This is a genomic window from Clostridium tetani (assembly GCF_900167265.1).
Taxonomy (GTDB): domain Bacteria; phylum Bacillota; class Clostridia; order Clostridiales; family Clostridiaceae; genus Clostridium_G; species Clostridium_G tetani.
This window is the reverse complement of sequence record NZ_FUWT01000017.1, coordinates 40272-53870: the sequence shown is the minus strand read 5'-3', so window position 1 is coordinate 53870 and position 13599 is coordinate 40272. Positions and strand designations below refer to the sequence as shown.

The window sequence follows — 13599 nt, the reverse complement described above, 5'->3', positions numbered from 1 at the left end:
GATAATAAAGGAAATGTAAGAGCATTAAAATCAGGAGAAGCAGTTATAAAAGTTGTGACAGAAGATGGGCAAAAATTTGCAGAATGTAAAGTTGTAGTAAAGGTTGAAAAAGAGGTTGATATGAACTCAGATAAAAAGGAAATTGAAATTGAAACTTTAACTACATATAAAGAATTTAGACTAGGATCTGATGCAGAAGTAACAATAAAAGCCACAAATAAAACCAAAGAGAATAAAGATGTAGCAATAATAGTAGGGGTATTTAATAAAGATGGACGACTTGTTAACTATGGAGCAGTTGAACAAAATATAAAAGCTAATGAAAATGTAAATCTAACAGCAGATTTACCACTTCCTAACAAAGGAGAATATACTGTAAAAGCTTTTGTTTGGGATAGTTTAAATGGAATGAATTCCATTTCAAAGGTTATAGAAATTCCTGTGAAATAAAAATAACTTATTAATAAGCTAAGGATAAAATTTTAAAATAAGGGAATGTGATTATATATGAATAATAAGAGAATTATAGCAAGTTTTTTGGTTATATTGATTAGTATTTCATGTTTTTTTAATGTTGTATTTGCTGAAACAGATCCAAATGTAAATGTAGATAAAAACTTATCAAAAGAAAAAATATTACTGGAGTTAGATGGAAAAGAAATAAAAGAAGATGAAAATGGAGAAATTATAGTTAATTTCAAGGATATTAAAGATGGAAATGGAGTATTAAAATACATAGGCAATAAAAACATTCCAAAAGGGAAGTATGGGATATGGGCTGAAACAGGAGTATCTAATTTTGAAGCTATTTTATTAGAAGAATATGAAGATTATGATGAAGATGAAGATACCGATAAAAATACAAGATGTACATCAGTTATTTTGCATAAAAAAGTTTGGGATACAGAAATAGTATATGGTATTTCAGATGATGAATTTGCAGAATATGTTGAACCTAAAAATGTAATTAAAAAAGTGAAAATAAAAATTGTAACAGATGATCCCAGCTATGTGGATGTTTCTGGACTAGAGAAGCTAATAATAGAAGGAAAAAAATACTTAAATGAAAGACAATATTATAAAGAAGAATATATTAAAAAATTACAAGATACTATAAAAGAATCCGAAAGTTTATTAGGAAAAGAAAATAAAAATATAGGAAAAGAAGAAATAAATAAGCAAATAGGTATATTAACACCTATTGTTGAAAATCCAGAAAAAAAAGAATTTAATAAAACAGAGCTTGATAAAATATTAAAAAAAGCGCAAACACTTAATAAAGAAAATTACACAAAAGGTAGTTATGAAAAAGTTGAATTTTATATAGATTATATAAAATCTGAAGATGATAAGTTTCAGAATCAATTGGAAGTTGATATATGTGCAGAAGGATTGAAAAAGGTTGTTGCTGAACTTGTAGATATAGGTAACTTAAAAGAGGTAATTGTTAAAGCAGAGAAACTAGAAAAGGGATCTTTATCTGATGATAGTTGGACTAATTTTCAAAATGCCCTAAAAAAAGCAAAGGAAGTGTATAAAAATAAAGTATCTTCAAGAAAAGATGTAGATGATGCTTTGAAAAACTTAAATTCGACAATGTCCCTTCTTTCTAATATGGATAAAAGTGCTTTAAAAATAGCTATTGAAAAAGTGGAAAATATTCATGAAGATGAATTTAAACCAAAAAGTATAGCAGGAAAACAAAAGATTTTAAGTGATGCAAAATCAGTGTATAGCAATTCCAATGCTACACAAGAACAAATTGATCAAGCAGTAAAGAACATAGAAAACTGGTTAGATAAATTAGAGAAAAAATATGTGGTTTATTATGAAACAATAGATAAACGAAGAATAAATTTGGATGCTAGTAATAGTATTGAATTAGATTTATCCCAAGGTGGAGGAAGATTCTGTTTAGAAGGAAAACCAGAATTGAAAGATGGAAATGCAACATATTGGGTTTTTGATCCTAACAAAAGAGAAACTGTAGCTTCTACAATCATGAGAGATGGTAATTTGTATTTAAAAGGAATTGGATACACAACTATTCAATTAAAATTTACCAACGATATTAATTATAATAGTGATCCTGCTATAGTAACAATTAATCTTAAAGTAAAAGATATTCCTAAGATGGAGGATATTAAGGTTTATGTTGCTGATAAGGAAGTTAATGATAAAATTCCTATTAAAGGAAAGCAAAACCTTACATTAGGACTAAAGGCTAAATTTGAAGGTAAAAATGATTATGTAGGTGTAGATCGTTCCATATTTGAATATTATACTTTAAATGAAAGAAATGATAATACTCATGGCGATAGAGGAGATAAAAATTCTATTATCCATTTATATAATTATGATGAAGATGTCACAGGTATAATAATTAGTGAAATGGTAGGAACTACAACTATAGTTATAGATTTTCCAAGAGACGGTATAAAAAAACAAATTCCTGTGGAGGTTAAACATGTTCCTGTTGAAGAAATGTGTTTTAATGTACCTAAAGAATTTGAATATGAAGAATTGGGTTTTGCACCAGGATCTTATAATGGAATTTATTTAAGAAATGTTCTTGAAATAAAACCTAAAAATGCTACTTATAAAGGAGAAGTAGAATTAAAATTTAATGATGAGTCTATTGCATTCCGTGAAAGAAGGTATGGAGATTATATTAAACCTACAAAAGATGGAACTGTAGATGTAACTGCGTACTTAAAGACAGATGGAAAAGAATTTAAAATTACTAGGACAATTAAGTTCTATGGAAAGAAAAAACCAGTTGATAAAATACAATTAACTAAAGAGAAAATTCAAGTTAAAGTAGATGAAATACTACCAATAGGTATAGAAACTGTACCAAAAGACGCATCAAATCAAGAATTTGAATACAAGGTATCTAAAGATGGCATAGTTGATATAATAGGAAATTCAGTAAAAGGTTTAAAAGAAGGAACAGTTGAAATTGAAGCTAAATCTAAGGATAAAAATTGTAAAAATACAGTAAAAGTAACTGTCACTATTTTACCTAAAGGTAAGTCACGTGATGTCAATGGAGAAGTAAGAAATACTATTAAAGAAGTTACACCTAGTATACAAAAAGATGAGTATAATTTTGGAGACGAATGGAATATACTTGGATTAGTTAGAAATGATAAAAATCTTATTGCAGAAGAGCAAAAGGATGATTATTTAAATTCTATAATACAATCTATGAAAAATGGTAATGATTTATCAGTTAAAGCAAAGCCAACAAATATAGAAAAAGTAGTTATAGCTTTAACTTCAATAGGAAAATCAGTAGAAAATATAAATGGAGAAAATTTATTAAAAAATATTTATCAAAATTCTAATATTTCAAATGGTTTAAATGAATCAGCATATGCACTTATTGCATTAGATTCTTTAAGTTATAAGATTCCGGATAATGCAATGTGGACAAGAAATAAACTTATAGAAGAAGTAAAAAGATATCAAAATTCTAATGGAGGATTTGGACTTTTTGATAGTAAAACTACTAGTATAGATATGACCGCTATGGCGTTACAGGCACTTTCTACTTATAAAAATAGAGATGATGTAAAGCCTGTTATAGAGAAGGCTTTAGATTATTTAAGAAAAAATCAAACAGAATATGGCGGATTTAAAGATTCTGGAAAAGAAAATGCTGAATCAGCAGCTCAGGTGTTAGTTGCTTTAACAAGTTTAGATATAGATCCACTAGATCCATCAAATAAATTTGGAGATGAAAACTATAATGTAGTAACTAATATTCTAAGTTATAGAAATAATAAGGATGGAGGATTTAAACATTGGAAACGAGATAATTGTAGCAATCCGATGGCTACAACCCAATGTTACTATGCGTTTGTTTCATACTTGAGGTTTATAGAAAGACAAAGTAAGCTTTATGATATGGGAGATAAAAAAGAAGCTATAGTAATTAGGGGAGTTACTCCAGTTAAAGACATGGAAGTAGATTTTAATACAAATAAACAAGATGTTGTAGCAAAATTACCAAAGGAAATTACATTAGATCTAAGTAATGATGATAAAGAAGATGTAGAAGTAACATGGACAAGTAAAGAATATGACGGAAATAAATCAGGAGAATATATATTTGCAGGAAGTTATGAATTACCAAAGGGAATAACAAGGTGGAAACCAGAAGTAAATATTAAGGTAAAAGTAAAAGAAAAGCAAAAATTAGGAGTAGATAAAACTAAATTAGAAGAAATAATAAATAAAGCAGAAAAAATAGATTTAGAAGGCAAAACAGAAAAAAGTATAAAGACATTAAATGAATCTATATCAAAAAGTAAGGAAATACTTAGTAAGCATGAACTGACTCAGAAAGAGGTAGATAATGCAGTTAAAGTTGTAGAAATGGCAATAAAAAATCTTGAAGGTAAGAAAGATTCGGAAAACAAACCAGAAGAATCAAAGGAAATTAAAATAGAAAAAGTATTCCTAGATAAAAGCTTAATAGAATTAGAAGAGAATGGTATTATAAAACTTATTGTAACAATCACGCCAGAAAATGCAACAAATAAGAATGTAATATGGACAAGTAGTAATTACGAAATAGCAACAGTAGATAATAAAGGAAATGTAAGAGGATTAAAATCAGGAGAAGTAGTTATAAAAGTTGTAACGGAAGATGGGCAAAAATTTGCAGAATGTAAAGTTGTAGTAAAGGATGAAAAAGAGGTTGATCCAAACTCAGATGAAAAGAAAATTGAAATTGAAAACTTAACTACAAAAAAAGAATTTAAATTAGGTTCTGATGCAAAAGTAACAATAAAAGCTATAAATAAAACCAAAGAAAATAAAGATGCAGCATTAATAGTAGGGGTATTTAATAAAGATGGACAACTTGTTAACTACGGAGCAGTTGAACAAAATATAAAAGCAGATGAAGATGTAAAACTAACAGTAAATTTATCACTTCAAAAAGAAGGAGAATATACTGTAAAAGCTTTTGTTTGGGATAGTTTAGATAAAATGAATTCTATTTCAAAGGTTATAGAAATTCCTGTAAAATAGCTTGTAGATAATAAATTCTAAAATTAAAGGCATACCTATTAACTATTAGTTAATAGGTATGTTGTTTTGATAATAAATTTATAATATAATCTAAAGTAGAGAATTATGTGATTATATAAAAATAGAAAGGCGATTTTAAGAGATGTTTACGTACAAAAATAGAAATACTTTTTTGCAAAAACTTCACCCATTAGTAAGTATACTTATAATTTTTACATACATAATTTCTTTTATAGTTGTTAACAACCCAATTTATTTGTTTATAATACTTTTGAGTTTAATACTTTTATCGTATATTGATGAATCTATAAAAGATTTATTTAAATATGGGAAATTAGTGTTACCCTTTGCAGTACTTGTAGTGATTTTAAATCCGTTATTAGTAAGAAGTGGAAGTACAATACTATATGTAGGAAGAATAAGATTTCCAGTGTTAGGCTCTATAGTAATAACATTAGAAGCTATTATATATGGTATATTTAGTGGAATAAGAATTATATGTATTACTTTAGCCTTTGGCTTTGGAAATTTAATTATACATCCGGATAGAACTTTTGGATTTTTTTCAAGATATTTAAAAAAATCTTCTTTACTTATGAGTATGGTTATAAAAATGTTTCCCAATATGATGAAATCTTATGAAAATATAAGGGATGTAGAAAAGCTTAGGGGAAATATGTTAATTGATAAGAAAATGAAAAATACTATACAAAATGGTGGAAATATAATTAATATTTTATTTTTATCAAGCCTTGAAGATTCCTTAGATATTGCAGAATCTATGTATTCAAGGGGATATGGTAGTTTAAAAAAAAGAAGCTCATATTTTGTTGAAAGATTTGAATTAAAAGATAAAATTCTAATGATAAGTTTAATAATATCATTCATAGGAATAATGGTATTAGCTTATAAAGGAGTATTTTATATGAATTTTTATCCAAGAGTGGACAATCCTTTTAAACTAATATCTATTAAGGGAATAATATTTTGTATTCTATTATTTATTCCTTCAATAATAAATTGGTGGTGGAAAAGTTGGAAATAATAAATATAAATAATTTAACATTTAATTATCCTGATAGTAAACAAAGTGCTATAAAGAATATAAATTTAACTGTAAATGAAGGAGAATTTATACTAATAGTAGGACCTTCAGGTTGTGGTAAATCTACTTTAATAAGACTTTTAAATAGAGTTGTTCCAGATTATTATGGGGGGACTATAGAAGGTGAAGTTTCCATAAATGGTAGAAATATAGAATTTTTAGACAAAAAACAGGTAATAGAAAATGTAGGAATGGTATATCAGCATCCAGAAAAACAAATTGTACTTCAAGATGTGGAAAGGGAAATAGCTTTTGGATTAGAAAATTTTAATACAGATATAAATACAATGAAAAGAAATGTTTCTGAGGTAATATCTCTTTTAGGTTTAAATAAAATAAGAGACAAGCAAACAACAGAAATATCTGGGGGAGAAAAACAAAGAGTAGCTATAGCCTCAGTAGTATCTATGGATCCACAAATAATAGCATTTGATGAACCTATATCTCAATTAGATCCCATAAGTGCAGAAGAAGTATTAAATTCTATAAAAAGACTAAATAGAGACTTAGGAAAAACTATAATACTTGTAGAACAAAGGCTAGATAAATGTTTCCATATGGCAGATAGAATTATTTTTATGGAAAATGGAGAGATTATTGGACAAGGAACTCCTAAGAATATACCTGAAAATATAGTAAATAAATATCATCTACCAACTATAACGTACATATTTAAAGAAGCCGGATTACAAACTTTACCTATAACTGTAAAGGAAGGACGAGATATTATAAGAAATAATAAATTCCAAGATTTAAAAGAAGATGATTTAAAATTTAAAGAAGTGGTTATGGAAATTGAAAAATTAAATTTTGAATACGAAAGAGGATATAAAATATTAAAGGATTTAAGTTTTAAACTTCATAGAGGAGAGATTATGACGGTTATGGGGGAGAATGGTGCAGGCAAAAGCACTTTATTTAAAATAATAGCTGGAATGATAGATAAGTATAAGGGTAAAGTTTTAATAGATAATAAGAATATTAAAAGTTTAAAATTAAAAGAAAGAATAAAAAAAATAGGATATTTATCACAAAATCCTAATGATTATTTTGGTAGAAAAACAGTATTTGAAGAAGTTGGATATACTTTAAAAAATATAGGAGAGTATAAAGAGGAAAAAGTAGAACAGGTTATGAAACTTTTAAATATTAGTTATTTAGAAGATAAAAATCCAAGAGACTTAAGTGGAGGAGAAAAGCAAAGGGTTGCTATTGCATGTACTATTATAACAGATCCAGAAATATTAATTTTAGATGAGCCTACGAGAGGAATGGATGCAGAAGCTAAAGAAAACTTAGGAGAAATAATTAAGACTTTAGCGGAAGTTGGAAAAAGTATAGTTGTTATTACTCACGATTCAGACTTTGCCGGAGACTATTCTCATTCTGTAATGCTTATGTTTAATGGTGAAATAGTAGCTAAGGGCTGTGCAAGAGATATACTATATAATTCCATGTATTATTCACCACAAATCTCAAAAATATTTAAAAATAAATGTAATATTATAAGCTCAAAAAGGGCTATAGAGCTTTTGAAGGTGATTTAAATGAAAAAAAATAAAATGTCTTATATATTAATAATTATCTATTTAGTATCAGTAATAGTTATGACTTACTTTAATATAAGAATAGAAAGAGTTATACAAATATTAGCTATAGCCCTTATTTTTCTTGTTGTTTTTTTATTCGAAAGTAAAGAAATTGACTCTAAAACTTTAGCTATAGTTGCAACTATGTCTACTTTAGCAGGAATATTAAGAGTGCCATTTACAGCTATTCCAGGTGTACAACCAGTAACATTTATCTGTGCTGTTAGTGGTTATACACTAGGAGGAATAAATGGATTTATAGTAGGGGCTATGAGTGCGTTTATATCTAATTTTTTTATAGGTCACGGTCCATGGACACCATGGCAAATGATTGGATGGGGATTATGTGGATTATTTTTTGGAATTTTTAGAGGAAAAATAGAGAAAAAAGGTATAAAAGCTTTTGTAATTTTATGTGGGATTTGGGGATATATATATGGATTTATACTAAATCAGTGGTATATTCTGGAGTTTATTACTCCTGTTACCATTAAAACTATATTAATGGGAAGTATTTTAAGTTTTTCTCATGATACTCTTCATGCTTTAGGTAATATCATTTTTGCAAAGTTTTTTGGTGAAAATTTTATAGAAGTATTGGAAAGATATAATAAGAGAAATACAGTAATAAGGATAAGAAAATAGATATGTAACACTTTTGTTATAGATTTGTAAATACTTTTAGGATAAAATGTAGTAGAATAATAGTAAGATATTAAAAAGTATTAAAGGCAAGGGTGATGTAATATGAAGCAAGATAAAGATTATGGTAGAAATTTATACTCAGATAACAGGAGAAAAAGTAGAATAAAAAGAAGAAAAAGAACTGCATTTTTACTTGCTATTTTACTTATATTTGCAAGTGGTATGTGGATTAAAAATTCTATTGATAAGAAAAAGATTTTATCCCACAATGAAAAACCTCAAGAAGAAACTATAGCAGATAAAAAGAAAAATAATGATGAAAAACTTGAAAAAGAAGAGAAAAAAGAAGAAATTAAAGTGGAGAAAAAAGAGAATATATCTAAGAATGATAAAAAAGTGGACAAGGGTATAATTGTTGGACAAGATGGTCTTAAGAGAAATGAAAACAACACTATAGTTATGACTGTTGATGAAATATGGAAGAATGAAGATAAAAAGAAAATTGCATTTTTAACCTTTGATGATGGTCCAAGTGAGTATACTCCACAAATATTAGATATACTTAAAAAATATAATATAAAATCCACCTTCTTTGTATTAGGAACTTCTGTAGATTCATATTCTCAGTATTTAAAAAGAGAAGTAGAAGAGGGACATGCTATAGGTAATCATACCTATAATCATAATATAAAATATTTTGGTAACTATACACCACAAAGCTTTGTACAAGATGTTAAAAAATGCGATGATTCAATAAGAAGAGTTTTAGGACAAGACTTCAAAACTAATTTAGTAAGATTCCCAGGTGGATCTTTTAACCATAAAAGTTATGAAAATGAACTTTTGAAGGCTGGCTTTAAACATATAGATTGGAATATAGAAAATGGTGATGCAAGAAGATTAAATGTACCTAAAGAAGAATTATTAAATAATGTAAAAAGGGATATGGCAAATCACAATCATTTAGTTATATTAATGCATGATTCAGCTACTAAAAAAACTACAGTTGAATCCTTACCAGAATTAATAGAGCATCTAAAAAGTCAGGGGTTTGAATTTGGAATAATAAGTCAAAACAACTAATATAAAGAGCATATATAAAGATAAAGACTTTAGAAGGTTTTTATCTAATATATGCTTTTAATCTTTTTTTAATAATATAAATATGGTAAAATCTTAATTGACTGCAATAATTTTAATAAGAAGGGATAGAGACTATGTTAGAAATTCAAAATGTAGGTTTAAAGGTAGAAGAAAATGGAGAAAAAATTACAATATTAGATGATATAAACCTAAAACTTGAAGAGGGTAAAATTTATGTAATAACAGGTCCTAATGGAGGGGGAAAAACTACTCTTTCAAAATTACTTATGGGCATAAGGAAGCCAACATCTGGAAAAATAATTTTTTATGAAGAAGATATAACAAATTTAGATATAAATGAAAGAGCAAAACTAGGAATGGGCTATGCTTTTCAACAACCAGCTAGATTTAAAGGTATAAAGGTAAAGGAATTATTAGAGATAGCTACAAAGGTAGATGGAGAGAAAGATTTAGATCTTTGTAAAGTGCTTTTAGATGTTGGACTTTGTCCACAGGATTATCTAAACAGGGAAATAAACAATAGCCTTTCTGGAGGAGAATTAAAAAGAATAGAAATAGCTACGATTTTAGTTAGGGATTTAAAATTAGCAGTTTTTGATGAACCAGAGGCAGGAATTGACCTATGGAGTTTTCAGAAGCTAGTAGAAACTTTTAAAAATCTTAATGAAGAAAAAAGATTAACCCTAGTTATAATTTCTCACCAAGAAAGAATAATTCAATTAGCGGATGAAGTAATTATAATATCAGATGGTAAAATAGAAAATAAAACTTCACAAGATGAAATACTATCTAAAGTAACTTTTGGTTCGGAATGTGGTTGTAATGCTGTCTGTGAAAGGAGAAATTAATATGTTAGGATCAGTAGAAGAGAAAATATTAAATGTTATAGATAATGTAAAAGAAATATTTTCTGGGGCCCATAATATAAGAAAAGATGGAGAAAAATTAGAAAGAAGTACTTCTAAAAATATACATATAAAAAATAAAGAAGATAAAAATGGAATAGATATTATTGTAAGTCCTGGCACTAAAGGAGAAAGTGTACATATACCGGTTATTTTAACTCAAGAAGGTCTTAATGATGAGGTATATAATACCTTTGAAATAGGAGAAGGATCAGAGGTTGAGGTAGTGGCAGGATGTGGAATACATAATCCAGGACATTCAAAAACTCAACATGATGGAGTACATGAGTTTTTTGTAAGAAAAGGTGCAAAATTGAAGTATAGTGAAAAACATTATGCTGAAGGAGAAGGAAAAGGAAAAAAAGTTTTCAATTCAAAAACCATTCTTCATGTAGAAGAAGGTGGAAAAGTTGAAATGGAAATAATACAAATTAAAGGTGTAGATGATACAAAAAGAGAAACAGAAATATATTTACAAAAAGAAGCTAATTTAGTTATTACAGAAAGAATGATGACAGAGGGAAAACAAAATGCAGAATCTGACATTCAAATAGAACTAAAAGAGGAAGATTCAACAGCACAAGTAATTTCACGTTCTGTTGCAAAAGACGATTCAAAGCAAAAATTTAAATTTAATGTTGTAGGAGAAAACAAATGTAGAGCTCATGTACAATGTGACTCAATTATAATGGGAAATTCTAAGGTTGAATCAATTCCTGCTATATTAGCAAAACATAATGAGGCAGAGCTCATACATGAAGCGGCTATTGGTAAAATAGCAAATGATCAACTTATAAAGTTAATGTCTTTAGGACTTAATGAAAAAGAAGCTGAGGATACTATACTAAAAGGATTTTTAAAATAGTTATAAGAGGAGTTCATTATGAAGAATAATCAATCAAATTTAAATATATTGTTTGTATTAGTTACTCTAATAACAATTGTAAGTAGAAGTTTTGATGTAGGATCTATTTTTAGAATAATATTATTAGCTATTAGTATTATAATGGCTATACCATATTTTTATATATTAGTGAAAAACAAAATGTATAAAAATAATTTATTAAATTTATTTGCAGCCATATTGGTATTTTATCAAATAATAAATATAATATATTATACTTATGTTTTAAAAATTCAATAAAAAATAAGCTGTAGAGTAATAAATAATAGAAAGGCGGTTTCGGTTTAAGTCTATTTTTATTAAATACAGCTTATTATCAAAAAAACAACTCTTACTCTTACGATATTAAAAGACTACAGTGCTTGGAAGGTCCGATCATTTAACAGTAAGAGAAGAGTTTGTGGTTTGGCAATATTAATTTATTAAAAAAGCAACCCTATGGAAAGGGTTGCTTTTTAGTATAATAAGATAATTATTTTGAAATTAATAATCTTATAGCACACAAAACTACCACAACTTTCCCACCGAAAGAGGATTTTAACAATCTAGGCAGGTCTCCTGGCTTAAGAATCATTCTAACCTTTACCTTCCTCCTTTTAAAGAGTGGTTACTAAAGGCTTGTCATCTATTACAGTAGCGGGGGCTGCTGTGGAATTGAACCACATTCCCTTTTCATCCATCATTTTTACAAAGTGGACACCTAAATTTCATTTACTATTAACTTATGAATAAAGTATATCATTTTAAAATACATAAGTCAATATAAAAATAACAAAATAATAAAAACATACCTCATGTATTGAAAATATGATAATATAGATATATAATGTTAATTAAATAATAATAGAATATTAAAATTTATAGAGTTACCCATTTTTGGGGTTAAAAGGGAAGGGGGTTAGAATCCTCCACGGTCCGGCCACTGTAATTGGTAAGTTTATTCCATAAGCCATTGAGATATTCTCGAGAAGGTGGAAATAAATGATGAACCATAAGTCAGGAGACCTGCTTTATATTTAAGATGCAGCTTCCAGGGAAAGTTAAGTATCATTTTAAAACAAAGCATATTTTGCTATATTGGTGATAAATAAAAACTCTTAACTTCCATGGAAGTTAAGAGTTTTTTAATATATAAAAATGAGGTGTACTATATGTTTAAAAAAAGGATATTAGGACTTATATGTATTGTATTAATTCTTTTTTCTTTAGGATGTGGAAAGAATGAACAAAAAACTAGAGTTATAACAAACAAAAATACTAAAACAGATGTAGTGGACAATGTAACAAAAGATAAAAATGAAAAAAGAGATGATACTAATATATATGAAGGGTATAAAGGACCAGTTCAGGGTGAAATAAAATATCAAGAAGGAAGACCAGCTACACAAAATTCTCAAGACTTAAAAGCAAGTGGAGACATAAAAAGTCCATATAACATAGATTTAGTTGTAACAAAAGATTTTGGACATAGTAAAATGTTCTCTAATAATGTGGGATTAGTAAAAGATGAAGTTGGTATGGAGGTGCTCTTTAGAAATCTAGATATACAAACTGCGTATGGGGGAGGCTTTGTAAATGCTATAAATGGGTTAGAATCTAAATATACTTTCTTTAGTGGGGCAGATAGAAAAAAAGAAGACTGGTTTTATTGGGTAAATGGGATACTTGCACCAATAGGAGTGGCAGAATACAGACCTGTAGATGGAGATACTATTTGGTGGGATTATCATGAATGGGCTACAACAATGTTTATACCAGCGGTTATAGGATCTTATCCAGAACCTTTTAGAAATGGATTTGGGGGGAAAAATCCAGGAACTGTAGTGATGTATACAGAAAAGTTTAAAAAGGATGCTGAAGCATTGAAAAAATCTTTAATGGACAAGGGTGTCAAATCTATAGATGTAGTACCATACAATGCAAGCAATATAGAAAAACCAGACAAGTATCATATATTACTTGGAACTTGGAATGAATTAGCTAAAGATAGTAAAAGACTTAAAGATATGAATTGGAAAAATAAACTTGAAGGTGTTTATGTAGAATTTAAGGATGGAAAATTAAATGCATTAGATAATACTGGTAAAACTATAAAAAGCTTTGATAAAGGAGGAGCTATCTACGCAACTTCAGCAGGTATGGGAAGCATAGTTCCAGTATGGCTTATAACAGGTAATAATGAATCAAGTGTAAGAGATGCTTTAAATATTTTAGTAAAAAAATCAGAGAGTATAAAAAGTTATTTTGGAGCAGTAGTAGCAGAGGAAAATATTATATCAGTGCCATTTATTCAATAGTTATTTA

General features: G+C 27.7%; 9 protein-coding genes, 1 pseudogene and 2 riboswitches. All 10 genes and pseudogenes read left to right on the top strand.

Annotated features, from left to right (window positions below):
• Positions 1-450 (top strand): annotated as a pseudogene (locus B5D21_RS14105) (Ig-like domain-containing protein); the annotation flags it as partial.
• Positions 451-507: 57 nt separating this feature from the next.
• Positions 508-5043 (top strand): Ig-like domain-containing protein, encoded by a 4536-nt coding sequence (locus B5D21_RS11785; protein WP_011099017.1) that lies wholly within the window; start codon positions 508-510, stop codon positions 5041-5043.
• Between the two features lie 142 nt (positions 5044-5185).
• The gene (locus tag B5D21_RS11780) at positions 5186-6088 is read left to right on the top strand and encodes an energy-coupling factor transporter transmembrane component T family protein (protein WP_011099018.1); all 903 of its coding nucleotides are present in this window, start codon (positions 5186-5188) and stop codon (positions 6086-6088) included.
• Positions 6079-7695, top strand: a complete 1617-nt coding sequence (locus B5D21_RS11775) for an ABC transporter ATP-binding protein (RefSeq protein ID WP_035124315.1) — start codon at positions 6079-6081, stop codon at positions 7693-7695. Before B5D21_RS11780 ends, B5D21_RS11775 begins: the two co-directional genes overlap by 10 nt.
• Complete coding sequence (locus B5D21_RS11770; RefSeq protein WP_011099021.1) at positions 7696-8382, top strand: ECF transporter S component; 687 nt, start codon at positions 7696-7698, stop codon at positions 8380-8382.
• A 102-nt stretch (positions 8383-8484) separates the two neighbouring features.
• Complete coding sequence (locus B5D21_RS11765) at positions 8485-9465, top strand: polysaccharide deacetylase family protein (RefSeq protein WP_011099022.1); 981 nt, start codon at positions 8485-8487, stop codon at positions 9463-9465.
• A 134-nt stretch (positions 9466-9599) separates the two neighbouring features.
• Positions 9600-10334, top strand: coding sequence for an ABC transporter ATP-binding protein (locus B5D21_RS11760; protein ID WP_011099023.1), 735 nt, complete (start codon positions 9600-9602; stop codon positions 10332-10334).
• Position 10335: 1 nt separating this feature from the next.
• Positions 10336-11256 carry a SufB/SufD family protein gene (locus tag B5D21_RS11755; protein ID WP_035110282.1) on the top strand — a complete coding sequence of 307 codons (921 nt, stop codon included), beginning with the start codon at positions 10336-10338 and terminating at the stop codon, positions 11254-11256.
• A gap of 18 nt (positions 11257-11274) precedes the next feature.
• Entirely contained in the window at positions 11275-11535 is a 261-nt protein-coding gene (locus B5D21_RS11750) for a hypothetical protein (RefSeq protein ID WP_023437598.1), read from the top strand.
• Positions 11536-11826: 291 nt separating this feature from the next.
• Positions 11827-12014, bottom strand: a riboswitch (cobalamin riboswitch).
• 127 nt (positions 12015-12141) lie between these two features.
• Positions 12142-12322, top strand: a riboswitch (cobalamin riboswitch).
• A gap of 124 nt (positions 12323-12446) precedes the next feature.
• A complete protein-coding gene (locus B5D21_RS11745) occupies positions 12447-13592 on the top strand; it encodes a DUF4430 domain-containing protein (RefSeq protein WP_035110281.1) in 1146 nt (381 codons plus the stop codon).
• The last annotated feature ends 7 nt before the right edge of the window (positions 13593-13599 follow it).

What these genes read in the sequence shown, in the direction of transcription:
- B5D21_RS11785 (WP_011099017.1), top strand. Translation starts at nt 508, where the DNA reads ATGAATAATAAGAGAATTATAGCAAGTTTTTTGGTTATATTGATTAGT.
- B5D21_RS11780 (WP_011099018.1), top strand. Translation starts at nt 5,186, where the DNA reads ATGTTTACGTACAAAAATAGAAATACTTTTTTGCAAAAACTTCACCCA.
- B5D21_RS11770 (WP_011099021.1), top strand. Translation starts at nt 7,696, where the DNA reads ATGAAAAAAAATAAAATGTCTTATATATTAATAATTATCTATTTAGTA.
- B5D21_RS11765 (WP_011099022.1), top strand. Translation starts at nt 8,485, where the DNA reads ATGAAGCAAGATAAAGATTATGGTAGAAATTTATACTCAGATAACAGG.
- B5D21_RS11760 (WP_011099023.1), top strand. Translation starts at nt 9,600, where the DNA reads ATGTTAGAAATTCAAAATGTAGGTTTAAAGGTAGAAGAAAATGGAGAA.
- B5D21_RS11755 (WP_035110282.1), top strand. Translation starts at nt 10,336, where the DNA reads ATGTTAGGATCAGTAGAAGAGAAAATATTAAATGTTATAGATAATGTA.
- B5D21_RS11750 (WP_023437598.1), top strand. Translation starts at nt 11,275, where the DNA reads ATGAAGAATAATCAATCAAATTTAAATATATTGTTTGTATTAGTTACT.
- B5D21_RS11745 (WP_035110281.1), top strand. Translation starts at nt 12,447, where the DNA reads ATGTTTAAAAAAAGGATATTAGGACTTATATGTATTGTATTAATTCTT.